Annotated in this window: 28 protein-coding genes and 1 pseudogene; 25 read left to right on the top strand and 4 right to left on the bottom strand. The window is 45.0% G+C overall.

Annotated elements, in window-relative coordinates; genetic code table 11:
- The first annotated feature begins 73 nt into the window (after positions 1-73).
- The 9 genes and pseudogenes from cdaS to BV455_RS01485 all read left to right on the top strand — a co-directional run bounded on the left by cdaS (position 74) and on the right by BV455_RS01485 (position 6,050).
- The gene (gene cdaS, locus BV455_RS01525; RefSeq protein WP_017437606.1) at positions 74-685 is read left to right on the top strand and encodes a sporulation-specific diadenylate cyclase CdaS; all 612 of its coding nucleotides are present in this window, start codon (positions 74-76) and stop codon (positions 683-685) included.
- A gap of 15 nt (positions 686-700) precedes the next feature.
- Positions 701-1,006 (top strand): DUF5634 family protein, encoded by a 306-nt coding sequence (locus BV455_RS01520; RefSeq protein WP_017437605.1) that lies wholly within the window; start codon positions 701-703, stop codon positions 1,004-1,006.
- Between the two features lie 99 nt (positions 1,007-1,105).
- A complete protein-coding gene (locus tag BV455_RS01515) occupies positions 1,106-1,585 on the top strand; it encodes a GNAT family N-acetyltransferase (RefSeq protein ID WP_245005350.1) in 480 nt (159 codons plus the stop codon).
- A gap of 1 nt (position 1,586) precedes the next feature.
- Positions 1,587-1,682 (top strand): annotated as a pseudogene (locus tag BV455_RS01510) (peptidase E); the annotation flags it as partial.
- 200 nt (positions 1,683-1,882) lie between these two features.
- Entirely contained in the window at positions 1,883-2,506 is a 624-nt protein-coding gene (locus BV455_RS01505; RefSeq protein ID WP_218687664.1) for a histidine phosphatase family protein, read from the top strand.
- Positions 2,507-3,080: 574 nt separating this feature from the next.
- Complete coding sequence (locus tag BV455_RS01500; protein WP_245005321.1) at positions 3,081-3,413, top strand: sensor histidine kinase; 333 nt, start codon at positions 3,081-3,083, stop codon at positions 3,411-3,413.
- 268 nt (positions 3,414-3,681) lie between these two features.
- The gene (locus tag BV455_RS01495; protein WP_245005320.1) at positions 3,682-4,305 is read left to right on the top strand and encodes an EAL domain-containing protein; all 624 of its coding nucleotides are present in this window, start codon (positions 3,682-3,684) and stop codon (positions 4,303-4,305) included.
- Positions 4,306-4,479: 174 nt separating this feature from the next.
- Positions 4,480-5,043: a hypothetical protein gene (locus BV455_RS01490; protein ID WP_218687663.1), complete on the top strand. Its 564-nt coding sequence runs from the start codon at positions 4,480-4,482 to the stop codon at positions 5,041-5,043.
- A 203-nt stretch (positions 5,044-5,246) separates the two neighbouring features.
- Complete coding sequence (locus BV455_RS01485) at positions 5,247-6,050, top strand: LytR/AlgR family response regulator transcription factor (protein ID WP_218687662.1); 804 nt, start codon at positions 5,247-5,249, stop codon at positions 6,048-6,050.
- Here BV455_RS01485 and BV455_RS01480 read toward each other — a convergent pair.
- Genes BV455_RS01480 through BV455_RS01470 form a run of 3 tightly spaced genes read right to left on the bottom strand, consistent with a single transcriptional unit; the run spans position 6,025 to position 8,369 of the window.
- On the bottom strand, positions 6,025-7,419 hold the full coding sequence (locus BV455_RS01480; protein ID WP_218687661.1) for a nucleoside recognition domain-containing protein: 1,395 nt from the start codon (positions 7,417-7,419) through the stop codon (positions 6,025-6,027). The genes BV455_RS01485 and BV455_RS01480 overlap by 26 nt on opposite strands.
- Positions 7,388-8,122: a FeoB small GTPase domain-containing protein gene (locus BV455_RS01475; protein WP_218688005.1), complete on the bottom strand. Its 735-nt coding sequence runs from the start codon at positions 8,120-8,122 to the stop codon at positions 7,388-7,390. Before BV455_RS01475 ends, BV455_RS01480 begins: the two co-directional genes overlap by 32 nt.
- Positions 8,109-8,369 (bottom strand): FeoA family protein, encoded by a 261-nt coding sequence (locus BV455_RS01470; protein ID WP_061579738.1) that lies wholly within the window; start codon positions 8,367-8,369, stop codon positions 8,109-8,111. Before BV455_RS01470 ends, BV455_RS01475 begins: the two co-directional genes overlap by 14 nt.
- A 281-nt stretch (positions 8,370-8,650) precedes the next feature.
- Here BV455_RS01470 and BV455_RS01465 point away from each other — a divergent pair, with 281 nt between their 5' ends.
- The 5 genes from BV455_RS01465 (at position 8,651) to BV455_RS01445 (ending at position 14,453) form a co-directional block, all read left to right on the top strand.
- Positions 8,651-10,639, top strand: a complete 1,989-nt coding sequence (locus tag BV455_RS01465) for an acetoacetate--CoA ligase (protein ID WP_061579737.1) — start codon at positions 8,651-8,653, stop codon at positions 10,637-10,639.
- A 124-nt stretch (positions 10,640-10,763) separates the two neighbouring features.
- Positions 10,764-11,303, top strand: a complete 540-nt coding sequence (locus tag BV455_RS01460) for a hypothetical protein (RefSeq protein ID WP_061579736.1) — start codon at positions 10,764-10,766, stop codon at positions 11,301-11,303.
- Positions 11,304-11,424: 121 nt separating this feature from the next.
- Positions 11,425-12,396 (top strand): iron-hydroxamate ABC transporter substrate-binding protein, encoded by a 972-nt coding sequence (locus BV455_RS01455; protein WP_061579735.1) that lies wholly within the window; start codon positions 11,425-11,427, stop codon positions 12,394-12,396.
- A gap of 27 nt (positions 12,397-12,423) precedes the next feature.
- Positions 12,424-13,461 carry a FecCD family ABC transporter permease gene (locus BV455_RS01450; RefSeq protein WP_061579734.1) on the top strand — a complete coding sequence of 346 codons (1,038 nt, stop codon included), beginning with the start codon at positions 12,424-12,426 and terminating at the stop codon, positions 13,459-13,461.
- Positions 13,458-14,453 carry a FecCD family ABC transporter permease gene (locus tag BV455_RS01445; protein WP_218687660.1) on the top strand — a complete coding sequence of 332 codons (996 nt, stop codon included), beginning with the start codon at positions 13,458-13,460 and terminating at the stop codon, positions 14,451-14,453. The genes BV455_RS01450 and BV455_RS01445 overlap by 4 nt, the downstream gene beginning before the upstream one ends.
- Positions 14,454-14,617: 164 nt before the next feature.
- Here the strand turns inward: BV455_RS01445 and BV455_RS01440 are convergent, their stop codons facing one another.
- A complete protein-coding gene (locus BV455_RS01440; protein WP_017437539.1) occupies positions 14,618-15,226 on the bottom strand; it encodes a transglutaminase-like domain-containing protein in 609 nt (202 codons plus the stop codon).
- Positions 15,227-15,563: 337 nt separating this feature from the next.
- Here BV455_RS01440 and BV455_RS01435 point away from each other — a divergent pair, with 337 nt between their 5' ends.
- The 11 genes from BV455_RS01435 to BV455_RS01385 all read left to right on the top strand — a co-directional run bounded on the left by BV455_RS01435 (position 15,564) and on the right by BV455_RS01385 (position 25,512).
- Positions 15,564-16,541 (top strand): ABC transporter ATP-binding protein, encoded by a 978-nt coding sequence (locus BV455_RS01435; protein ID WP_061579731.1) that lies wholly within the window; start codon positions 15,564-15,566, stop codon positions 16,539-16,541.
- A complete protein-coding gene (locus tag BV455_RS01430) occupies positions 16,531-17,304 on the top strand; it encodes an ABC transporter permease (protein WP_061579730.1) in 774 nt (257 codons plus the stop codon). The genes BV455_RS01435 and BV455_RS01430 overlap by 11 nt, the downstream gene beginning before the upstream one ends.
- Before the next feature lie 2 nt (positions 17,305-17,306).
- The gene (locus BV455_RS01425) at positions 17,307-18,095 is read left to right on the top strand and encodes an ABC transporter permease (RefSeq protein ID WP_081161869.1); all 789 of its coding nucleotides are present in this window, start codon (positions 17,307-17,309) and stop codon (positions 18,093-18,095) included.
- A gap of 319 nt (positions 18,096-18,414) precedes the next feature.
- Positions 18,415-19,083, top strand: a complete 669-nt coding sequence (locus BV455_RS01420; protein ID WP_245005319.1) for a hypothetical protein — start codon at positions 18,415-18,417, stop codon at positions 19,081-19,083.
- A gap of 354 nt (positions 19,084-19,437) precedes the next feature.
- The gene (locus BV455_RS01415) at positions 19,438-19,875 is read left to right on the top strand and encodes an RHS repeat domain-containing protein (protein WP_218687659.1); all 438 of its coding nucleotides are present in this window, start codon (positions 19,438-19,440) and stop codon (positions 19,873-19,875) included.
- Between the two features lie 50 nt (positions 19,876-19,925).
- Positions 19,926-20,303, top strand: coding sequence for an RHS repeat-associated core domain-containing protein (locus tag BV455_RS01410; RefSeq protein ID WP_218687658.1), 378 nt, complete (start codon positions 19,926-19,928; stop codon positions 20,301-20,303).
- The gene (locus BV455_RS01405; RefSeq protein ID WP_218687657.1) at positions 20,240-20,596 is read left to right on the top strand and encodes a hypothetical protein; all 357 of its coding nucleotides are present in this window, start codon (positions 20,240-20,242) and stop codon (positions 20,594-20,596) included. The genes BV455_RS01410 and BV455_RS01405 overlap by 64 nt, the downstream gene beginning before the upstream one ends.
- 112 nt (positions 20,597-20,708) lie before the next feature.
- A complete protein-coding gene (locus tag BV455_RS01400) occupies positions 20,709-20,906 on the top strand; it encodes a hypothetical protein (RefSeq protein WP_218687656.1) in 198 nt (65 codons plus the stop codon).
- Positions 20,907-21,945: 1,039 nt separating this feature from the next.
- On the top strand, positions 21,946-22,335 hold the full coding sequence (locus BV455_RS01395) for a MerR family transcriptional regulator (protein ID WP_218687655.1): 390 nt from the start codon (positions 21,946-21,948) through the stop codon (positions 22,333-22,335).
- Positions 22,332-23,861, top strand: a complete 1,530-nt coding sequence (locus tag BV455_RS01390; protein WP_017437531.1) for a class I adenylate-forming enzyme family protein — start codon at positions 22,332-22,334, stop codon at positions 23,859-23,861. Before BV455_RS01395 ends, BV455_RS01390 begins: the two co-directional genes overlap by 4 nt.
- Complete coding sequence (locus BV455_RS01385; protein ID WP_218687654.1) at positions 23,839-25,512, top strand: acyl-CoA dehydrogenase family protein; 1,674 nt, start codon at positions 23,839-23,841, stop codon at positions 25,510-25,512. The genes BV455_RS01390 and BV455_RS01385 overlap by 23 nt, the downstream gene beginning before the upstream one ends.
- The last annotated feature ends 15 nt before the right edge of the window (positions 25,513-25,527 follow it).

The raw sequence follows: 25,527 nt of genomic DNA, 5'->3' as shown, positions 1-25,527 counted from the left end.
TCTTTTTATTTCCATTTGTTTTTTTCCGGAAATGCCACACACTAATAAGTAACCAATAGTGATGGGGAATTTCATGTTTCAGGAGTCATTACCGCTTGACCAACCGATGAAGGAGCAAATTCTTCGCTCTTTATATGAGATCACGGCAGAGGTCGAGGCGATCCGCCACACGTTAGCAACGGAAGACTGTTGCATATTGTCGCGGTTAGAAGCGTTGCAAAAACGTATTTTAGATGTGCAAACGACGGCGGCTTCGTTTTATTTGAAATCATATCTATCTGCATATACACCGCATTATACTGACTTATCTCTTGCCGCGAAGCATTTAGCGGAACGCCGTCATGGCGCGCTTATTGTCATTGAGCGGAACGACCCGCTCGATGGTTTATTGCATCACGGCATTCCGGTCGGCGCGAAAGTGTCCCATATGCTGCTAGAAACGATTTTTTATCCAGGCAATCCGCTGCATGACGGAGGGACGCTCATCCGTTACGACGAAATTGTCTCCGCAGGCAATATTTTACCGCTTGCGGAGCGTGTGACGACGAAGAAAAAATTAGGCACCCGCCATCGCGCAGCGATTGGATTAACGGAGCGAAGTGATGCGCTGGTGATCGTCGTCTCCGAAGAAACCGGTACCATTTCGTTTGCCATTAACGGACAATTACACGTATTGCGTCCATGAAGAGGAGGGAGAAAAATGGAATTTGCGCCAAGAAGCGTGATTATCAATGAGTTTATTGACACGCTGCAGCCGTTGATGGATGTTTATCACTTGGACCAAGTCGGAATTTTCGAAGAAGAAGGCGAAGGGAACAAGTATTACATCGGCTATACAATCAATAAAGATGATGAAATGATTGTTCTTCATATGCCATTTGTCAAAAATGAACGCGGTGAGCTGGCACTGGAAAAACAAGAATGGACGATTCGGAAAGATGGGCGGGAACAAAAAGGGTATCAATTTCTGCAAGAAGCGATGGACGAAATTACGAATAGACGATAAAGAAGACGGTTTATGCTTCCCGGCGAGATCGTCTTCTTTTCTTGTGAAGAAAAAAGGAAAACGAAACGATCATCGAGAAGTAAAAATGGATAGCGCATGATGAAACAGAAAGGAAAGAAACGCATGATTCAGGAGATAGACATAGCGGCAAGAGAATGGGCGGAAGCAGTGCTGCGCCTTCAATTGCGCTCTTACGCTGTCGAGGCGCGGCTGATCGGATTTGCGGACCTTCCGCCATTGCAAGATACAGCCGCAACGTTACAGCGGTGCGGGGAACGGTTTTTTGGATATATGAAGCAGGGACAACTGGCAGGAGCGATTTCCTATGAGCGGACAAAAGAGACCGTGCACATTTGCCGCTTGATGGTGGATCCCGACTTTTTTCGGCAAGGGATCGCAAGCGCCTTGATCGAATTTGTATGCGATAAAGAACAAGATGCGAACGAAATCATCGTGATGACAGGAAGTACGAATATGCCGGCGTTTCGCCTATATGAACGCCACGGTTTCCGCGAAATCGAACAAATAAGGATGCCAGAAGGGATTTGGATGACCAAGCTCGTAAAGTGGCTGAGCTGATATGAGGAAAATCATCGCGCTTGGAGGCGGCGGATTTTCCATGAAGCCGGAAAATCCGCTGTTAGATTGGTATATTTTGAGACAAGAAAAAAGAAAGCCAAACAATGTAGCTGCCAGCTCTCGAACCAATGCGAAAGCGTACCGCGTGCACAAAACGAACAAGGAGTGGAAGAAATCGAATGGGAACGATGTATTTAGGAGAAGGAGAACTAGTATGAGTGAGTATTTGATAGTGAAAAAACAAAAACTGGAGCCAGCGGTGGAACAATAGGAAACAACAGGAACGGGGGAATGAGAATGGTAACGTTATATTTAACAAGACACGGAGAAACCGAGTGGAACGTTGAAAAGCGGATGCAAGGGTGGCAAGACTCGCCGCTCACGGAAAAGGGGCGGCAAGACGCGATGTGGCTTGGAAAACGGCTAGAAGCGGTCGATTTGACCGCGATTTACACCAGCACGAGCGGACGCGCGCTCGAAACCGCCCAGCTGATTCGGGGCGGGCGGTTGATTCCGATTTATACAGAGAAACAGCTGCGGGAGATTCACCTCGGCGACTGGGAAGGAAAGACCCATGAGGAAATCAAAGAAATGGATCCTATTGCGTTTGACCACTTTTGGAATCATCCGCATTTATACGCACCGCGGCGCGGCGAACGGTTTATCGATGTCCAAAATCGGGCGTTTGCCGCCATTGAGCGAATCGTCGAACGTCACTCCGAAGGAAATATTTTAATTGTCACCCATGGAGTGGTGTTAAAAACGGTCATCGCTCGTTTTAAAAACACGCCGTTACAAGAGCTTTGGGCTCCTCCGTATATGTATGGCACCAGCGTGACGATCGTGCGGGTGAACGATGGGAAGTTTGAACTGCTTTCAGAAGGCGATGTGTCGCATTTGGAAGAAGTAAGGGAAGTATAATGGACCATATCCCGCTCCTTTTCGAAAACAAAGGAGCGGGATATGGTTTAATAGCGCTATACAAAAGATATTTGTCCACAAACCAATTCGATCGATAATAGTCATCTGCCTAGCTACCTCCCGTTACACGTAATCCTGTCCTAGACCAATTTTCATCAATAATATTTTTTCTTCACTTATAGATTTCTGTTAGAAATAATTTGTAAATATTTTGTCTGTGGTTGTTGCCTTCCTCCACAGCGAATTGGCATGTTTGTCTTAAATATGTAATTGTTTCCTTTTATAAATTTTACTATGATTATGGTGTCCTTGATTTAAATAAATTATAAAGGAGGTAACTATGAGCGTTACAGGATGCCATGATCTAACAATTGCTCTTTTTATTGTTATTGTGGTTGTTTTCTCTTGTCTATCTTTATTTCTTGCGTTTTTTTGTTCATCATCGTTCAAAATATCAAATGATGTTTAAACAACAAGGCTTGATTTTTAAGTTTGTTAGAAAAGGGGATATATTTATCCATATATTGATTCGACAAGATTTAGACAAATTTTATTAAATTTGTTAGATAACGCTGTGAAGTATAATCGCGACAATGGCATAGTGACAATTACGGGGAGAACGGAAGGGGGAATGATATATATACATATAAGAGATAGCGGGATTGGTATTCCTGAAGATGAGTACGAAAAAATTTTTGAACCGTTTTATCGAATAAAAGGAACTGGAGTTGACGGTACCGGTATTGGACTGGCTTTTGTAAAGCAGCTTATTCAATTAATGGGAGGAACCATTGGCGTGAAAAGTCAATTAGGAGAAGGAAGCGATTTTTGGTTTAGTCTTCCCGCCATAAAAGGAGATTATTCTAGCGATCGGTTAGTTTTAGGGAATATACGACAAAGCCGTTAGAAGTAGAGCTATTTTTTAGAAAGTATTTACACAAGAATGAAAAAGAGAATCGATCCTTCGTTTAGCAGGGATCATTCTTTTTTTATTAACTTTGTAGAAAGATGTCGTTAAAAGTCGAAAAATCGATCTGATATGTCCCATTTTGTTCCTGATAAGAGAATATTATCGTCTCATATGCATGTAGATCATTAGACAAATGAAGAAGAAAAAATTTACATTAATTTCATCAATAAAATTCACTAATAAAACAGCGAATTGAGGGAAAACCATGAATTTTTACATAAAGAAATGGGAAACAGAGGGAAAAACATTTGAACATGTTTATCAATCGCTTTGGAATTTAGAAAATTGGAGCATATTTGGGTACGAGGCATTAATTCGTGTAGTGAATAGCAATATACAAAATGTAGAGCATTTGTTTCAAAAGGCTCGGGAAGACGGATATTTATATGAATTCGATACAGCCTCCATCAAAAATGCGGTATCCCATTTTCCTTTTTCAGAGCTGAATAAAAAATTACTATTTTTAAATATTTATCCTTCGACGATTCTTCATGATCGTTTTACATGTTTTTTGGATGATTTGTTTAATCAAATTCCTGCGGTAAGCGGGCGAATTGTATTTGAGTTAAACGAGGCAAAGGAAGAGGAAGAAATTTGGGGAAATGCTGAATTAAAAGAGAGAATACAAATGATAAAAAATTACGGATTTCACATTGCGATCGATGATGTTGGAAGAGGGGCTTCGACGCTGCAAAAAATCATTGAGTTCCAGCCGAGCTACATTAAATTAGACCGGTATTTTGCGAAAGATTTGGCGGCCAATAAAGAAAAACAGCAAATAGTTGCTTTGCTGGCAGTTATTGCCGCAATAAAATGGTCCTTGTACTAGAAGGGATTGAAAAAGAAGTTGATTTAGCGCAGGCAAAATTATTAAGAGTACCAGCGGCGCAAGGCTATCTTTTAGGAAAGCCTCAGACATTAAACAATTAACGGCTTTTTCTGCGTTTAAAGCGCAAAATAGTTTGTTTCCTTTCTTAAGCTGCTGTTAAGCGATAAATTTCGTTTGTTAGCTGCAACAACAAAACAATATATGGAGGTTAGCGAAAGGGGAAAAGATGTATTAGATCGCAGCTGGATGGATCTCGCCAAGCGATTCCGGCTTTGTTTCTTTTCCCATGTTCCAAATGAATGGCATTCTTTAGAACAGCTTACTATATTGCTTGTCGATATAAGAGAGGCAATGAATAGGCATCGAATGGCGGAGTGCCAAAATGGCTATGTAGAGTTGATGTACGCATTAAATAGCACAATATATTGCAGCGGCAATGTGGCGGTTCTCGGACAAGGATGTTATAATTGCAAAATTCACGCTGGCGGTTATTTGCAAATAAACGGGGTAATGCGCGGAGGAGAAGTTTATGCCGAGCGAGGGGCGGTCATTAAAGAATCAGGCTCAGAATTAGGAGTTCCGACGCGTATTGTTGTTCCATCTGATCAAACGATTAAAATTGAACTTGCTAAGGAAGGAACAGTGATTCAAATTGGCAAAGTAAAATACACTTTCCAAAAAGAACGGAGCTACGTTGAAGCTGCTTTGAATGAGAAGCAACAAATTGTTTTTTTATAAATGAGAGCCGGAAAATAAACAGATTGCAACTATTTACTTGAAAAAGATTAAATGTGAGGACGGATTTCACGTAGAAATAAGTTTCTTTTATTAATAGATAGAAAATAAACAGGTGATCAGTTTTGATACACGACCTGCGGTTAGGTAAAGTAAAATGATGTTTTGTGCGTGAGGGGGGAAATGATAGGAAAGGGGATACAATAATGGATTTCTTAAAAATTATTATTGCGGATGACAATGTGACATCGAGAGCCCTTTTACGCCACTTCATTCATTTTTTGCCGCAATATAAAATTGTCGGGGAAGCGAAAAACGGGGAAGAGTTGGTACGGCTTGTACTAGAGGAAAAACCAGATATTGCATTAGTAGATATAGACATGCCTAACTTAAATGGGATGGAAGCGGTAAAAATATGCAAACAGCTCGTTCCTGATTTGCAGATTATTTTTATTACTGGCTATGATGAATTTGCCGTCGAGGCTTTTGAGATTTCTGCGACGGATTATATTGTCAAACCAATTGAGCGGACTCGTCTTTTCCACGCCTTGGAGAAAGCCCGCAAACTAATCGAATTATCCAGACAGAACTATTTATTAAAAAACAAAGACAAAAGACTTGGCATCAAATCACAAAGTTCCATTCTGTTCCTTCCTTTGAAGGATATTTTATTTATCGAAAAGGAAAGCAGAAAAACTGTCATTCATACCTCAAACGAGCGGTATGAAACGACAGAAACACTAAGCGAAATCGAGAGTAAATTAGACGATTATTTTTTCAAAACTCACCGTTCGTACATAGTCAATTTAAAAAAAATAGTAAAAATTGAATCAGCAGGGGAAACGTATTTAGCCCACTTTCTAGACAGCCATAAGATTGCCTATATTTCTAAATTAAAAATAAATGAGGTGCAAAAAAAATCTTTAATATTCATGATATTTAATATCCCCCGTCCCTTGTTCCAAAAAGGGCGGGGGAATATGATTAAACTAGTCCAAACCAGCGTGTGATATGCGCCGTCAAAAACGTGACGGTAATCGCTATAGCGGTTGGCAGAGCAAATGCGACAAACGTCCATTTTTTGCTTTTGGTCTCTTTATAAATATTAACGAGCGTGGTGCCGCACGGATAATGAAGCAAGGAAAACAGCATCATATTGAGCGCGGTCAGCCACGTCCAGCCGTGGTCGACGAAAATTTGTTTGAGCGAGCGGAGGCCATCGACTTCCGTCAAGGAACCGGTGGATAAATAGCCCATTAATAAAATCGGCAGGACGATTTCATTCGCAGGCAGCCCTAAAATAAACGCCATTAAAATATAGCCATCAAGTCCAAGCGCTTTGGCAAAAGGATCGAGCCAGTTTGCCAAATAAGCGAGAATCGTCGTGTCGCCGATATGAATATTTCCGAGCACCCATGTGATGACCCCAGCCGGAGCGGCAACCACAATAGCTCGTTTTAGCACATAAATCGATTTGTCCAATGTAGCACGAAGAATGGTATCCCATATTTTCGGGCGCCGGTACGGCGGCAGTTCTAATGTGTAATGGGTCGGGATGCCGCGCAATGCCGTTTTTGACAGCACCCATGAAACCGTCAGCGTAACGACGATGCCAAACAGCACCATTGCGACGACAACACTAGCGGTGACGAATGTTTTCCATCCGCCTGTGTAGCTTGCCGCCATAAATAGAGAAGATAGTAGGATCAATGTCGGCCAGCGTCCGTTGCAAGGGACGAAATTGTTCGTTAAAATCGCCAGCATTCGCTCGCGCGGCGATTCGATGATGCGAGTCGACATAACGGCAGCGGCGTTGCAGCCGAATCCCATTGCCATCGTGAGCGATTGTTTTCCATGTGCGCCTGCCTTTTTAAACAAGCGGTCCATATTGAAAGCGACACGCGGCAGATAGCCGTAATTTTCAAGCAGCGCGAAAATTGGAAAGAAGATCGCCATCGGCGGCAGCATGACACTCACCACCCAGGCTGTGCCCCGGTATAAGCCTAATACAAGCAGTCCGTATAGCCAGTCAGGCGCATGGATCGCTTGAAAGAACAGCGTTAAATAGCCTTCCACCCAACCGAAAAAGCTTGCTAACATACTCGACGGAATATTCGCGCCGGCAACGGTGATATAGATGACGACGGCCAGCATCACGAGCATGATCGGAAATCCCCATAATTTTGAAGTAAAAATGCGGTCTAACTTCTCCGTTTCATATTGTTTTGCTTGATTTGTATAGGTAACCGTTTCATTGCAGATTGCTTGGGAGGTGCGAAAAATCGCCGCTACGATTTGTTCGCGCGTATCCGCAGGCGTTAGCGCTCGCGCTTCGTTCATCAGCTCTTCAAATCGATTTTGCGGGACCGTGGCATGCATATATAGACACCTCCTTTACAGATGGAAGTGGTTGCTGCTGGAAAGCGCGAAGCAAAGACATATCTCCGTCAAGCAATCGAAGCGCGACCCAGCGGGCAGGGTACGCATCGCCAATGACTTCTTTCACGCGTGGAATGAGCTTTTCAATACATTGTTCAATTTCTGGACTGTACCGGACGGTAATCGGGTTTGTTTTGATTTTTCCGCGCACCATGGAATCGATTGTCTTTAATAACGTGTCGATTCCTTCTTTATTGCGCGCGGAAATCGGGATGACCGGCACTCCTAATGTTGCCGCTAGTTTCTTAGTATTGATGCGAATCCCTTTCTTTTTGGCTTCGTCCATTAAGTTCACACAGACGATGACGTTGCTTGTCATCTCCAACACTTGCAAGGCGAGATTTAAATTCCGTTCCAAAGCAGTGGCATCGAGTACTACTATCGTAATATCGGGTTTTTCAAAAATAATAAAATCCCGCGCCACTTCTTCATCCGCTGAATTCGAATAAAGCGAATAAGTTCCGGGCAAATCGATCATTCTGTAGCGGTTGTTATTGTACGTAAAAAAGCCTTCCGCATGAATGACCGTTTTTCCTGGCCAATTTCCGGTATGCTGGCGCAATCCGGTCAGAACATTAAACAATGTGCTTTTACCGGTGTTTGGATTTCCGGCAAGCGCAATGGTATATTCATTCATTGTCATCATATATCCTCTCCCCATAAATATGGTCACTTTCTTCTTTTCGTAACGCAATCGTTGTATTGCACACACGATAGGCGGTCGGGTCTCCCAGCGGGCTTTTTTGCAGCACCATGACTTCACAGCCGGGCACAAACCCTAAATCTAGCAATCTTCGCTTCATGATGTCATCATTTATTTCCAATTTCGCAATGCGGAAACGTTCTCCCGGTTCAGAGTCGGATAAGCGCGAAATTTTTGCTCGTACCACAATAATTTCCCTCCTGTTAATAAGTTTCCTTTGTATTATTTTTTTTACCTAGACCAACTTTTATTTTATCTTATTCCCGCCTTGAATTTTTGTCAATCATTTTGTTTCGCCGTTTTATGACGAATTTCCCTATGTAGGTAGGTAAGTTTCTTATCATTCATAAATATATTCTCAATAATAAGAAGAGATGGTATTATATAAATAGTCTAACAATTCTGTATCATAAACACCAAAAGTCTAAGGAAAGGTGGTGACGTCTGCGTTTTGAAACGCAGATCATCATGAAAGCGATTACGGAAGGAACAGTGCTTTGGAAACCGACAAAAGAGCAAATAGAGAAATCCAACATTCAACGTTATATGGACTGGCTCAAAGAAAAAAAAGGGCTTTCTTTTGAAACATACCGGCAATTATGGACATGGTCAGTCGAGCAGCTAGAAGACTTTTGGGAAACGGTGTGGGAATATTGCGGCGTCAAATCAGCGACTCCATATCAATGTGTGCTGGAAGAACGCAAAATGCCTGGCGCAAAATGGTTCCCGGGGGCAATGTTAAATTATGCGGAGCACGTATTCCGCCATGTACGCGATGACCGCCCGGCGCTTATTTTCCGTTCGGAGCGCATCCCGTATCGGGAAGTATCTTGGCAAGAATTAAAGGAAAAAACGGCAGCTGTGGCAACCGCTCTCAAAAAAATCGGCGTCAAGCCGGGAGACCGTGTTGTTGGGTATATGCCGAACATTCCGGAAACGGTGATCGCCTTTTTGGCGTGCGCCAGCATTGGCGCGGTTTGGTCGTGCTGTTCACCGGATTTTGGCGCGGGCAGCGTCATTGACCGCTTCTTGCAAATCGAACCGACCGTGCTGTTTGCGATCGACGGCTGCCAATATAACGGCAAAGAATTTGATAAGATGCCGATTGTCCATGAATTGCGCGAAAAACTGCCAACGTTAAAAAAGACGATTTTGCTTCCGTATTGGCGCGAACAGGTGCAAGCGCCGGATGATTCCGTGTTATTATGGGAGGATATTATTCAGGAAAAAGGAGAGCTTTCCTACGAATATGTGCCGTTTGACCATCCGCTCTGGATTTTGTATTCCTCCGGGACAACCGGACTGCCAAAGCCAATTGTCCAAGGGCACGGCGGCATTTTGCTGGAGCATTTAAAGGTGTGCATGATTGCGGAAAATATGACAAAGGAGAGCACATTTTTCTGGTTTACGACAACGGGATGGATGATGTGGAATTTTCTCATCGGCGGCTTGCTGGCCGGGACAACAGTGGTGCTTTATGACGGCAGCCCAACCTATCCGGACGGAAACGTATTATGGGATCTGGCCGAAAAAGCGAAGATTACCCATTTTGGCACGAGCGCAGCGTTTATCAACGTATGCATGAAACTTGGACTGAAGCCGAAAGAATCGTACGACTTGTCCCATTTGCAAACGGTTCTTTCTACCGGGTCTCCACTCACTGTCGAAGGATTTGCCTGGGTATACGAAAACGTCAAGGAAGATATTAATTTAGCCTCGTGCAGCGGGGGGACGGATGTATGCACGGCTTTTGTCGGCGGCTCGCCGATTTTGCCGGTTCGCGCCGGCGTCATTTCCTGCCGAGCGTTAGGAGCAAATGTACAGGCATTTGATGAAAATGGCAAGCCATTAATTAATGAAGTCGGGGAGCTTGTGATTACCGAACCGATGCCGTCGATGCCGTTGTTTTTCTGGAACGACAGCAATCATGAGCGCTATATTAGCAGCTATTTCGATACGTATCCAGGAGTTTGGAAGCATGGCGACTGGATTAAAATCGATGAGGAAGGCGGCTGCGTCATTTACGGACGCTCTGATTCCACCATTAACCGCGCTGGCGTCCGCATGGGCACGAGCGAGATTTACCGCGCCGTGGAAGCAGTCGACGAAGTGCTCGAAAGCCTGATCATCGATTTGGAAATGATGGGAAGAACCTCGTTTATGCCGCTTTTTGTCGTATTGAGGCCGGGTGCGGTGCTCGATGAAGCGTTAAAAGAGAAAATCAAGCAAGCCATCCGGCAAAACGTGTCGCCGCGCTTTGTCCCGGATGAAATTTACGAAGTGAAGCAAATTCCAAAAACGTTAAACGGAAAGAAAATGGAAATCCCAATCCGCAAACTGCTTCTCGGCTTCCCGCTTGAAAAAGCGGTCAATCCAGGATCGATGGCGAATCCGGAGGCGCTTGACTTCTTCATTGAGCTGGCAAAGACGATCGAAACGAAGGCGCATACGAGCTAACGGATCGGATTTCCTCCTTCATGGGAAGGATAAACGAGAGGTTGTTATTAAGTGCTGCCGCTTAATAACAACCTCAATGCATGTTAACGATGAGATTTGATTACAAATAAAGGAGAAACGGGGCATGGAGCCAAGCAAGCGGCAAAAGCTAATGAAAAAAATTGAAAGCCATTTGCGGACGACGGCGAGAAAATTAGTGAAGTTTGATACGGAAGGAGAAGCGTTGCAATACTTGGTCAATTCGTTTCGGGCGGAGCTCGAATGCGATTTAATTGCCATTGTATTAAAAGAAGGAAATGATGTAGTCCCTACATTGTATCAGGGCGACTTTCTATACGGAACGACATATCCTCCTATTGAGATTGCCAGCTGCTCGCCCCGATTGTTTGAAGGAAGTGTAACGTTTCAGGAGATGGAAGGCAACGACACGTGCCCATTAATTGGTTTATTAAGAAGGAATGATATCACGACATGGTTTAGTGTCCCAATTAAAGATGAGGAAAGCGAATACGGCATTTGCATGATTGGTTTTCAACGCCATGTATCTTTGCTCGCTGAGGCAAAGCAGCTTTTTGACGATTTTGGCGAAGATGTCGCCCTTGCGATTACGGTGGCCAGGAAAAAAGAAATCAAACAAAGAAGAGAACATATCCATTTTAATTAGATGGGGAAGCTAGTTCCTATAAGGGTTAGCTTCCCCATTTTTTTATTGACAAATTTAATGAAAATGATTATCATTTCTATTAGTTGTGGTTTTCATTATCGTTTAGAGGGGGATCAAGAAGATGTGGAAGAAAAAAAGAAATATAGCATGGATGATAATGGTGGTTCTTATTCTTGTATTCACAGCCGCCTGCGGAAATGAGAAAAATAATACGGACTCGGAAAAGCAGGCAAAAACAGAAGAGAAAGCAACGAAGACGTTTACGATGGCGAACGGCAAAAAAGTCGAAATTCCCGCTCATCCAAAGCGGGTGGTGATGCCGTATGAATTTTTAGGAAACGCGCTGGCGCTTGGCGTCAAACCAGTCGGCGTCACGCAAGCGGTCATGGAAAACCCGTACATAAAAGAACGAGCGAAAGGTATTGAAAACGTCGGAAACCCGATTTCCCTAGAAAAAGTCGTTGAATTAAATCCGGATTTAATTATTGTATATTTGGAAGACCAATACAAACAGCTATCGAAAATTGCTCCGACTGTTTTAATTCCTTTTGGCCATTATAAAGGCATTCAAGAAGAAATGCGGGTATTTGGCGAGCTTTTCGGCAAGCAAAAGGAAGCGGAGCAATGGATTCAACAATTTGAAAAGAAAGCGGCAGCCGCCCGTGAAAAAATTAAAGGCATCATCGGCGAAAATGAAACTGTTGGCATTTATAAACTGCAAGGAAAAGATTTTTATGCCATCGGCGACAATTTTGGCCACGCCGGTCAAATTATTTATAACGCTTTGCAGCTGACACCGCCGGAGAAAATTAAACGAGAAGTGATTCAAGGCCCGCAATGGAAATTGATTTCGCTAGAAGCGTTGCCTGACTATGCCGCTGATCATATGTTTTGGACGGTATATAAAATGGACGGAACTGAACAGGCGGAAAAAGAGCTGAAAAACAGCGCGATTTGGAAAAACTTAAATGCGGTTAAAAACCATCATGTTTATGAAATGAAGATCGAAGACATTTGGTTTTCGGATGCAATTTCGCTTGAACATCAGCTCGATCTTGTCGTCGATACGCTTCTTTCCGCTAAACAAAAATAGGATGCGCTGCTAGCAAGGAGAGAGAAAATGGAAACGGGAATACGGGAAAAAAAACGAAAATCGCCGTCGCGCCCGTGGGCGGCGGTGCTGGTGCTAGTCGTTGGACTGAGCGCCATTCTTTTTAGCATCGCCGCAGCGATATCGGTCGGCGCGGCGGATATCGGTTTGGCGACAGTGTGGGATGCGCTTTTCCATTACGATGCGCAGCAAACCGCCCATGCCGTGATCCGCGATTTGCGCCTGCCCCGTTCCCTTGCCGATGTGCTTGTCGGTGCGGGTTTTGCCGTTGCGGGCGCGATCATGCAAGGAATGACGCGAAATCCGCTTGCTGATGCCGGGCTGCTTGGGCTCAATGCGGGTTCGACATTAGCGGTGGCGGTCTGTTTTGCGTTTTTTTCCGGTTTTTCGTATCAAGCGCTTATCCTTTGGTCGTTTTGCGGCGCCGCGGTTGCCGCGGCGTTCGTGTATGGAATCAGCTTGCTTTCTAGAGGCGGGATGACGCCGACTCGCCTTGTGCTGGCGGGAGCCGCGGTCAGCGCCTTGTTTACCTCGCTTAGCGAAGGAATCGCGATCCATTTTCAGCTAAGCCAGGAATTGGCGTTTTGGTTTGCCGGCGGTGTGGCAGGAGTGAAATGGAGCCAACTGAAACTGCTAGCGCCATGGCTTGTTTCCGCTTTAGTTTTCGCCTTATTATTGGGGAGGTCGATAACGCTTCTCAGTTTTGGAGAGGAAGTAGCGGTCGGATTAGGGCAAAAAACGAAAATGGTGAAGTTAGCGGGAGCGATTGTGGTGCTGGTGCTTGCCGGCGGAGCGGTGTCGGCGGTCGGCCCGATCGGCTTTGTCGGCCTTATTGTTCCGCATTTGGCACGTTTTTTGGTCGGGGTCGATTATCGCTATGTCATTCCGTGTTCCGCGGTGCTTGGCGGGTTATTGATGATTTGGGCGGACATTGGCGCGCGGATGATCAACCCGCCGTATGAAACACCGATCGGCGTGCTGTTTGCGTTAATCGGAGTGCCGTTTTTCTTGTATGTTTCCCGCAAGCGGAAGGGGGAATTTGCATGAGCCGCCGTCGTATGATGATTTCGCTTCTTTTCTTTTGTCTGCTTGTGATCGTTGCCATCAGCCTTAATACAGGAGCGAGCCGCATGAATCCGATGGAAGTGGTAAAAACGCTCGTTGGCATGGGGACGGCAAAGCAGGAGCTTATTTTATTTGAGTTTCGCCTTCCGCGCATGTTGATTGCGATATTCGCAGGCGCCGGGCTGGCGCTGTCCGGATGCATCATTCAAACGATATCGCGCAACCCGCTTGCCGACCCAGGCCTGTTAGGAATTTCTACCGGCGCGGGAGTGATGGTGGTGCTGTATCTTTCCTTGTTCCCGGCCGGTGCGGACGCGCCTGCGCTCTTTCTCCCGTTTCTTGCGTTTATCGGCGGCGCGCTGGCGGCCTCTCTCGTGTTTGCGTTGTCGTACGAGCGACAGCAAGGACTGCTTCCCGGGCGCATCGTTTTGACAGGTGTGGCGGTCGCCGCGGGGTTAAGCGCGCTCATGACGGTGCTGTCGCTGCGGTTGAGCAGAGAGCTGTATCAATTTGCGGCGGTTTGGCTGACGGGAAGCATTTGGGGAACGACGTGGGACTATGTGTGGGCGCTGTTGCCGTGGGTGATGGGGCTGTTTCTTTTCGTATCTTACAAAGCCCGTGTGCTGGACGCGCTATCGTTTGGCGAAACGATCGCCACGGGACTTGGGGTGGCGGTGGCAAAAGAGCAGCTGCAGTTGCTGGCGGCCGCCGTTGCCCTAGCTGCTTCTTCTGTATCGGTAAGCGGCGGGATCGGGTTTGTCGGACTCATCGCCCCTCATCTGGCGCGGCGGCTTGTTGGCGCGCATCATGCGCATGTCGTGCCGGCGTCGGCATTACTTGGGGCGTGTTTGTTATTAGGGGCAGATACGGTTGGCCGCGCGGTGCTGCAGCCATCGGAAATTCACGCCGGCATTGTCGTTGCTATTGTCGGCGCGCCGTACTTTTTATACGTACTGGCGCGTTCCGCCCGCTAAAGGCAGGTTTTTATTATATCAAGATCTAAAATCTAAAAATCCTTAAAAAATAAAGGTAAGCACAATTAGGCATGTATAATATGTTTGCTTACCTTTTTTTCATTTCTCACGTACTAATGCGATGATTAATGAAAAAAGTAATATACTATGAAAGAGATGAATCTTTATAAATTGTCAGGCAAATAATATTTATACATTTCTAATGCATCTATGTGTTCCTTTAAAACGGAAATGGTTTTTGGGTTCGGTTTAGTATAAATGATTGGAAAATCTTTTTCGTCAAACTCTTCTTGGACTGGAAAAGCTAATATTTCTTTATCTATAGAAAATTCCGCCTGTACTCCTGGTTTGTTTCCACGGGCATCTAAACGAATCCAACGATTTAATGATTTAAGAAAAACGCCATTCAGTGCATGAAGGGAATAACCCTTGTCAGGTGTATCGAATAGCATTAGCCGTTGATAACAAAAACCTGTCGGGATTCCTTGAGACCTTAATAAAGCTGCTAACAGGTTAGCTTTGGCATAACAAATTCCTTCTTTATAGAAAAGAACCTCAGAAGCTTTACATGTAACTCTTGTGCTTTGTATATCCCACGAGTGAGAAATCTCATCTCTTACAAATTCAAACGCTATTTTGGCTTTTTCGATTTCTGACTGCTCTTCATGAAACAATTCATTTGTTTTTTTCTGAATGAAAGGATGGGAAAAATCGACCACATCTAATTCTTCTAGATAGTCCATTAAATTAGCGGCCTCGGGAATTAGTTCCATTTTAGTTCCCCCTAATCGAATACATTTTACATAATTATAAAAATATTTAAATAAAAATACAATCATAATTGACTTGGGTTACTGAAGCTATACTGTCTGTTAATTGAAAGTTCATATTGGCTTGTATAAGCTTTTTAATGGCTTCATCGATCTTTTGATAGGGGAGAGCTTTCCTGGAATCTAAAGGATTCGCTGCACTTCCCGCTGTGGGCTATGTCCTCCTCTTTAAAGTACAGTTAATTTCGGAAGTCTGCTTTTTGTTTGCATGCTGCTCGCCAATCATATAAAAATAATGTACGAACAAAACTTTCTTGTCATCAGCTGGAGGAAGAAAACGATGATTCATGTGAAGCATTTACATAAGTCATTTCGCGTTCATGTCCGCCAAGCGGGCTGGCTGGAGGCCGTGCGCAGTTTGTGGAGGCGCGAATATCGGGTGGTGGAAGCAGTCAAAGATATTTCGTTTACGATTGAAAAAGGGGAAATTGTCGGGTTTTTAGGCCCGAACGGCGCCGGCAAAACGACGACGATGAAGATGCTGGCTGGGCTGTTGCATCCGACTTCGGGAGAAATTACGGTCGGCGGCTTTGTTCCGTTTGAACAAAAGGCCGAATTTAAAAAAATGATGAGTTTGGTGATGGGGCAAAAAAGCCAGCTTATTTGGGATATCTCGCCGATGGAAACATTTTTGGTCAACAAAGCAATCTATGAGATCGATGATCGGACGTTTCGCGAAACGTTGGACGAATTGGTCGAATTGCTTGAGTTAGCACCGCTGCTAGACAAACCGACGCGCAGTTTGTCGCTCGGGCAGCGGATGCGCTGCGAGTTGGCGGCGGCGCTGTTGCACCGTCCGCAAGTATTGTTTTTAGACGAACCGACGATCGGGCTTGATGTCCATACACAGGAAAAAGTGCGCCGCTTTATCGTCGATTACAATCGAGAGCATGAAACGACCATTTTGCTGACGTCGCATTATATGGGCGATGTGACGGCGCTGTGCGACCGCGTCATGATTATCAATTATGGAAAGCTGATTTATGACGGGGAGTTGACGGTGCTGACGGAGAAACTCGCCCCATACAAGCGGCTCGAAGTTCGCTTTGCAAAGGTGCCTGATGTGCGCTGGGAAGATTACGGAGAGGTTGTGGAAATCGAAGACGGCAATGTGGCATTGCGGGTGGCGCGGGAGAAAGTGGCAGAAGTGTCGGCGCATTTTTTGCAGCATTTCCACGTCCATGACATCAACATTCAAGACCCGCCGATGGAAGAAGTGATTACGCGCGCGTTTCAGGAGGGGTTGCATGATTCGTAAATACATCGCCCTTCTGCGCATGAAATATATCGAAATGCTTGCCTATCGCCTGGCCACACTCGTCTGGATGACAGGCGCCGTCACCCAGCCTCTCATTACCATGGCCGTATGGATGAACATTGATCCGTCCCAAAGCGATGCTTTCCTTTTTTACTTTATGGCGGTCATTTTTGTCGAACGGATGACGAGCGCTTGGGACGTTTGGGAGCTCGATCGCGAAATTCGCGAAGGGACGTTTTCCAACTATATTATTCGCCCGCTCCATCCGATTCACTGGGCGATTGCGGAAAATGTGGTGTATAAAGTATTGTTTGTAGCTATCTTGGCGCCGATATGGGCGATAGCGGCGCTGTTTGTGCCCGCGCTTCGCTTTGACATGACAGGTGGACAGGCGCTTCTGTTTTTGGCGGCGGTGCTGCTTGGCGCTGCGCTTCGCTTTTTGCTCAGTTACATTTGCGGGCTGCTCGGCTTTTGGATTACCAAAGTCACGGCGGTCTATGGCGTGCTAGAAGTAATTTCCTTATTTTTATCGGGGCGGATTGCGCCGCTGTCCATGCTTCCGCCGATGCTGCAGCAATGGAGCGTCTTCTTGCCGTTTCGCTATATGATCGGGTTTCCGATTGACATCGTTACCGGAGCGGCCAACGGCCATGATATGCTGCAAGGTTTTGCCATCGCGTCGATTTGGGTCGCGGTGTTCATTATCGCCCTGCGGTGGATATGGATAGCGGGATTAAAGAAAAATCAGGCGGTAGGTGGTTAAGCGTGCGAAGATATGTGCGGATTTTCCGCGAGTTTTTCCGCGCCTGTTTCGTGGAAGAATTGGAATATCGCAGCGAGTTTCTTGGCAATCTCGTTTCCAGCTTTTTTGGCATTGGAATTGCGATTTTGACGGTCAACATCTTTTTCTATCAGACCGATCAATTGGGAGGATGGGCGTATGCCGATGTGCTGGTATTGCTTGGCGTCTTTAATACGCTTAGAGGGATGATTGATTTTGCGCTACGCCCAAATATGCCGCGCCTGCTCGAACATGTCCGCCGCGGCACGCTCGATTATATTTTGACGAAACCGGTCGATAGCATGTTTTACGTCAGCTTCCGCCATTTAGTATTTTGGCGTTTGATTGACGTTTTGCTTGGCCTTGGCGTCATCGGCTACGGCTTGATGGTCAAGCGTTATATTCCGTCGTTATTCGATGTGCTTATTTTTCTCATCACCATTGCGGCGTCATTCGTGTTGATTTATTCGTTGTGGATGATGCTGATGACGACGTCGTTTTGGGTCATCCGCATTGACGACTTGTCCTTTATTTTTGATTCGTTTTTTGAAACAGCGCGGTTTCCGGTCGGCATGTACCGCGGCTGGGTGCGCGTCGTGCTGACATATGTACTGCCCGCTGCGGTGATCACGAACATGCCGGCGTTGTCCCTGTTAGGAAAGTGGAATATTGCGACCGCGCTCATCGCTGTTTTGCTGGCTTTGGTCTTTTTATGGCTGGCGCGCCGCTTTTGGCGCTTTGCGCTTCGCTTTTATACGAGCGCGAGCAGTTAAGGAGGGAAAGCCCTCTGCTCAGATTGCCAGCAAGCTAAAAAGGGTTACAGACATTCGTCTGTAACCCTTTTTGTCTACAGTCTGAAATTCGTCTTTAAAGGTGAATTTACCATTTTTTGGACAATAATGGTTATTTTTTATCTCTTATCATTAATCAAGCGGGAACGGCGGAAAATGGGGAAATTCCGCCATTTTGTAAGCATGAAAGCTATCGGTTGTCATTTTACAATAATTGGATTATTACCAACATATCTACCATATTGCTATAATTTGACTGTCATCCGGATGATCAGAGAATTACGAAAGGAAGAAAAATAAAGTGATAGAGAAGCCGCTGCCTAATCACCATCGCCTAATCGCTGTTATTCTTTCATTTTGTTTAATTTTTAGTTTCCTTGCTCCCCCATTTGCACAAGCTGCTCCTGGTAAATCGGAACGGGCAGTACAACAAAACATTGAAGCTGATATTGGTGAGCTACCTAGGAAACTTCCAAAATCAAAACTGGAATTAGAAAGTAAACGGACAAAGTATTCGACACGCTACTTAAATCCAGATGGAAGCTTTACGGAAGAGATTTACTTACAGCCTCAATTTTATCAAGATCCTAATGATAAGAAGTGGAAAAAAATCAACAATGACTTAAAGCCGTGCGAGGCAAATCAGTTTGAAAACACAGCAAATGCATTTAAAGCAAAGTTTGCAGAACAATCTAATCAAGCTGAACTTGTTTCTGTCGAAGAAAATGATAAAAGCCTTTCCCTCACCCCTGTACAAGGAAAAAATGTACAAGGTGTTGTGAAAAATAATGAAATCACTTATAAAAGGTTATTTGAACAAACAGATGTACGATATCGTATCCAAGGAGATGCGGTAAAGGAAGATATCATTCTGAACAGTAAGCCTAGTACCAACACATTTTCTTTTGAATTAAAACTAGATGGTCAACAAGTAAAAAGAATTAAAATTATACTTGGTTCCAATCGTTAATATTGAGTAATTACTAGAGGAGGTAAAAATGGAAATTATAACAATTAAGAAAGACACTTCGATGTTAGTTTTGTTTGGACTACTTTTTGTTATTATTTTTGGATTATGGTCAATAAAAAGATTTTACTCATACAAACCTACGTATAAATGTAGATTAGATTTTCTGATGGAGAACGCTAGTTTAATTGCTGGATTTCTTACAGGTCTCGGGTTACTTCTTATTGCATTTTTCATGTAACCAACGATTCACCAAAATATTCCTGTTTTGTGAATTTTGGTAACGAAATTGCTCATTAGCCCCCTAATGAATTTGGACACTCGCTGAGGTTGTTTTTTTATTATCGAAGTGACCAAATGAAGAGAGCTTTGATATACACGAAACGAAGAAAACATCCGAACACATACGAATACAATGCTGTCAGGAACCGCACGAAGAAAATCGTAAATGATGGAACGACGACTACTACAACAACGTACACGTATGACGCCGCCGACCAATTAACGGCCGTCAACGGACAAGCGTACACGTACGATGCCAATGGCAATTTAACGAACAATGGCAATAAGACATTTGTGTACGATGATGACAACCGTCTCATTGAAGTGAAAAATGCATCTGGCGCCACCATCGCGTCATTCACGTATGACCAGCTTGGAAGACGGATCAGCAAAACCACATCAAACGGAACCATTTATTATCACTACGATGGCGACTCGAACCAAGTGCTATATGAAACAGATGCCAACAATAACATTGTGGCGGAGTATACGTGGGACGCAGACGTACGATGACCAAAGGTGGAGTCACTTACTATTATCACCTTAACGGCCCAGGAGATGTAATGGCATTAACGGATGCGAGCGGAAATGTCGCTGCGGAATATCAATACGATGCGTGGGGGAATATTCTTTCCAAAACCGGCGCCATGGCATCAGCCAACCCATACCGTTATGCGGGTTATTATTATGATGAGGAAACTGGGTTATACTATTTGATGAGTAGGTATTACAATCCTGAAGTGGGTAGGTTCATTAATGCAGATAATGCAATGGTTGTAAAGGGTATTACTGACCTCGCCATAACAGAACCTGCAATGCATAAAGGTGATTTCACATTATTGGAAAATATGTTTGCATATGCTGCGAATAATCCTGTATGCATGTCGATCCAGATGGGTACTATTGGGGAAATCACTGGTGGAATTCAAAATGGTTTGTAAGTAATGCTATTAATTGGGGAATAACTGCACTTGTTGGTGGGGGAATTGGTGGACTTTCTCTTTATCTAAGAAACCTATCAAAGAAATATCTTGCTGACAGAGCTGCAATCATGTTTGCAAATGAACTAAAAAAGAAACTTCTTGCTAAAGGTATATCTGCCCGAATTGCTAGTTATGTAGCAAATGCTGCTAATGTTCTATTTAACGTGTTAATGTGGGCAACGGATCCAGGTAGCAAAATTTTTGCCCGTATAGATTCAAAGGATCATGTACCGAATAACGGATTACCTTAACTTGTAAAATGTGTAGCAAAGAATCAATAAAGTAGAAACTTCTTTACAACCCATTGCCATAAGAGCCTAGATTGATTTTATGGCAATAGGTTCCTCTGGAAGGAGGGATAATTTGAAACAAACAATAGGAAGATTTTTTATTTATTTTCTAGGTTTTTTTATTCTTATAATGATTTTTGGGGGAATATCTAAACCTTATGAAATGGATATTGATGGAATAGTTCGGGCGTTAGTTATCTCTTCTGCTTCTGCTTTGTCATGGATTATTGGTCAATATATTGTGAAAACGAAAATGGTGAAAAAAAAATAAATAAGGTAATAATGTAAAGAAAAAGGTTATTCGATGATTCAAAACGCGGCTATTAGTTATATTCTCGTTCAAATGATGGCATTGCTAATGAATTTATTGGTCGAAATCGCAAAAGCAATGTGATAAAAGTCGTAGTTCCCACTCCGTCTTAATTTATTACATATTCATATCCGGCTAATTGTTTCACCGGAACTAAAAGAAAAGCTGGAGACTTGGTGCAGGGAGTATGGTGTTAAATATGAGGTGCTATGCAAATAAGTGGATAAAAAAGAAGGCGGAGTAAGACTCCGACCTTCTTATGTACTGTCCTATTATAATTACAGACCAAGACTTTAATGAGAAATGTACAGGGCGAAAGTTACGGAGGATTGCTGAAGCTTATGAAGCCCTCCAACGAATATTTGAAGAACGTTACAATTAACAAAATAAGAGAGGACAAATCCTCCCATCTATCCAAATTATTTCAGAGATACCCTATATATCTTAATAATCATCACACAAAATTCTTGACGGTACCAAATCAATGATTAATAAACATAAGAATAATTTGATATAAATCAATAAATTATCTTGGAGATGATTCCCGACTTTTCTTTTTAAGCCTACTTCCCATACGTTCCAGATTGCTCAATCTACTTATAAATATAGTCAGGATCAGTAATATCAAGGTGGTGTACAATCACCTTTACACTTTCTCCTGTCGAGGCTCTTTAGACTGCTCCAATTTTCCATTCTGGTGAGTAACTTTAATAGGTTCTTCTTTTCGTATACATGTATCGGCTCCTTTTTATTTTCTGTATGGGTACCTTTATACATGTCTACTTTCGAAGGTTCACTCCACAGTGTTAAAGCCGATGATATATAGCCGGAATAAAATTCCCCACTTACAGTCAATGAGAGGAGCCACCTTAAAGAAGGTGGTTTTTCTTTTGGTCGAAAATCAACAACAAGCGATAACAGAGATAAAAACTTAGTTGACTTTAACGTAAACGTAAATTAAAATAAAATTCGGAAAATTAAAAAGATAGAAGGGAACACCATGCATTACTTAACGATCTCCCAGTTAGCACAGGAATTTGATATTAGCACACGGACGATCCGCTATTATGAAGAGCGCGGCTTGATTGCGCCGATTCGCACGGAATCGGGGCAGCGGCTGTACACAAAAAAGGAGCGCGCGAAATTAAAGCTGATTTTGCGCGGCAAGCGCTTTGGCTTTTCACTTGAGGAAATCCACGAAATGATTTCGCTTTTTGATCAAGACCGCACCGGACGGAAACAGCTGGAAAAAACGATCGAATACGGAAGGCAGAAAATAAAGGAGGTGAGTGATCGGATTGACGATCTCATGCAGCTGAAAGAGGAGATGGAAGCGATGCTAGTGGATTTGGAAAAGCGATTGCGCGAATTGGAGGGATCGGATGGATGAACATTTCAGAGCTGTTCGCCCGCAATGCGAGAAAATTTCCGGATAAGACTGCGATCATTGATGGGGACATAGAGCTTTCATACGTAGCGGTCGACCGGACGGTCAACCGCTTGGCTTCGTCGCTTTCCCGGCTTGGCATTCGCCAAGGCGATAAAGTCATTTTATATATGCCGAATACGAAAGAATTTGTGTTTGCGTATTTTGCCGTGCTTCGCCTCGGCGCCATTGTCGTTCCGGTCAACGCGCGCCTCACTGCTTCCGAGGTGCAATATATTCTTCATCATAGTGAAGCCAAAGCGGTGATCGCCCATGAATGGATTTGCGGGCAGCTTGCCCCGCTGATAGGGCAAGGGAATGCCATTTGGGTCAAAACGGGAGAAGCAGCCGATGGATGGTTATCCATGGCTGATTTGATAGCGGAAGGGGCGCCCGATCCAATCGTTTGCCCGCTGAAGGAAGAGGATGAGGCAACGATTTTGTATACATCGGGAACAACAGGGAAGCCGAAGGGAGTATTGTTTACGAACCGCAACATTTTTGCCGTCGCGACGATGATGGTCATTGAGACGAAAATGGACCGCCACAGCCGCCTTTTGCATATGATGCCTCTCAGCCATTCCGCACCGCTTCATTTGTTTTTTGTCGGCGGCACCTATGTCGGCGCCACCCATGTACTGGCACCAGTGTTTTCTCCAGAAGCATTGCTCCAGCTTGTCGAACAGCACGAAATCACCCACTTTTTTGGCGCGCCTGTTGCCTACTTGCTGACTGCCAAGCATCCACGTCTACATGAATACGATCTTTCTTCCGTCCGCTACTGGACGTACGGCGGGGCGCCGCTGTCGCGAAACGAAGTGCTGTTTATCGCCAGCCAGTTTCGCACCGACCGCCTCATGTGTTTGTACGGCCTTACCGAAGCGGGGCCGAATGGAACGTATTTGTCGCCGGAAGAGCACGCCACAAAAGCCGGCAGCGTCGGCAAATACGCTGCCCTTCATTGCGAGGTGAAAATTGTCGATGACCAAGGGAAGGAAGTGCCGCCAGGGGAAATCGGCGAGGTTGTGCTGCGCGGGGAAAGCGTGATGAAAGGCTACTATAAAGATGAAGAAAAGACGAAAGAAACGATCAAAGACGGTTGGCTCTATACCGGCGATTTGGCCCGCCGCGATGAAGACGGCTATATTTGGGTAATCGATCGCAAAAAAGACATCATTATTTCCGGCGGCGTCAACATTTATCCGAAAGAAGTGGAAGATGTGCTGCGCACGCATCCAGACATTGTCGATGTCGCGATCGTCGGCGTTCCGCATCCGGAATGGGGAGAAACGGCAAAAGCGTTTGTCGTTGCCGCTAAAACGCTGGAAAATCTCGCGGAAGATTGTAAACGTTTTCTGGAAGGGAAGATTGCCAACTATAAAATTCCGCGCTTATATGAGCAGATCGAGGAACTGCCGCGCAATGCGACAGGAAAAGTGTTAAAACAAGTGTTGAGGGGGAAGCACGATGAGACGGCTGCGCGACGTTGATCCGAATTTACTTGCCAACTTGAAAAAGTATTTAGATGACGAGCTGTATGCCTATGCCGAAGAAAAGCTGGAACAATTCTATCAGCTTTGCATGACCGATATTGACCGCCGCGCCGTGCACACCGACCGCGAAGGACAACCGCGCCTGATCAAATACGATCGCTTTGGCAACGATATTTCCGAAGTATGGGTCAATGAAGGCTACGAGCAGACGGCGAAACAAACGTATGAAACGGGAATCGTCGGCTATGTCCATAAGCCGATTCCGGAGCTGGGACGGAAAGGGAATTACATTTATTCGTACGCGCAAGGCTACCTGTTGTCGCAGGTGGAGACAGGTTTTTACTGCCCGGTGACGCTGACAATGGCCACCGCCTATTTGCTAGAGCATTTTGCCGATGAGGAATTGAAGAAGAAATATTTGCCGCATGTCATTTCTACTGGGGAAGTCGAGCTTTATGAAGGCGCCACGTTTTTAACGGAGCGCCAGGGCGGCTCTGACGTTGGCGCCAATGCGGTGCGCGCCGTTCCGTGCGGCGATCATTACAAGTTGTATGGAGAAAAATATTTTGCCAGCAACGCCGGCCGCTGCGGTGTCGCCACCGTTTTGGCGCGCATTGACGGGAGCGAGCCGGGAACAAAAGGGCTGAGCTTATTTCTTGTCCCATGGCGCAACGAAAACGGCACGCTAAACGGCATTCAAATCCGCCGCTTGAAAGATAAGCTCGGAGTGCGCGCAGTTCCATCCGCAGAGGTGGTCTTTGACGGAGCGAAAGCGTATGTTATCGGCGATCCGAAAAAAGGCTTCTATTATATGATGGAAGCGTTAAACTTGTCGCGTGTCTGCAATGCGGTCGGGTCGATCGGCATTATGAAGCGGGCGTTAGAGGAAGCGAAGCAGTATGCCGCTAACCGCACTGCCTTCGGTCATAAACTGACCGACTATCCGATGGTAAGGGAAACGCTCGCCAATTTAACGGCAAGGCAAGAAGTGCAGACGAGCGCCTGCTTTGAAATGATTTCCGTGTTCGACCGCGTCATGACTGCGCCGGATGAAGCGACGGAGGACGAAAAAGCGTGGAACCGTCTACTCATCGCTTTGCTCAAGATGCGCACCGCTGAAGAAGCGATTGCCTTTGCCCATGAAGCGATCGAAATGCACGGCGGCAACGGCTATATCGAAGATTTTGTGACGCCGCGCTTGCTTCGCGATGCGCAAGTGCTGACGGTATGGGAAGGGACGGCCAATATTTTAGGACTGGAAGTATTGCGGTTAATGCGCAAATACCGCGTTCATGAGCAGTTTATTGCCAAAATGACGAAGGCGCTCTCTACCTTTTCCGCCGATGTAGAGCCACTCGCCGCCCCGGTGAAGCAAGGATTGCACGAACTTGCGGAAGCGTTGAAGCGGCTTGACGGCCAACCGGAAGAGGTGCAAACATTCCACGCGAAAAAAATCGCCAACCGCCTGTGCGACATTTATTTAAGCGTCGTCGCCCTCGAGCGCGCGCAAGAAAATGAACGGAATCGCTTGATTGCCCAGCTCTTTTTGCAGCACGTTTGGAATCGTCATCTAGTGGATGAACAGATGCTTTCTGTTCGCCATTTTGAAATGATTATTCATGAACAGAAACAGCTATCTCCTTCATAATGGACATAATGAAAT

The organism is Parageobacillus caldoxylosilyticus, from assembly GCF_019272935.1.
Taxonomy (GTDB): domain Bacteria; phylum Bacillota; class Bacilli; order Bacillales; family Anoxybacillaceae; genus Saccharococcus; species Saccharococcus caldoxylosilyticus.
Note: the sequence above shows the minus strand (reverse complement) of the source record. Positions and strands in the feature narration are given on the sequence as shown.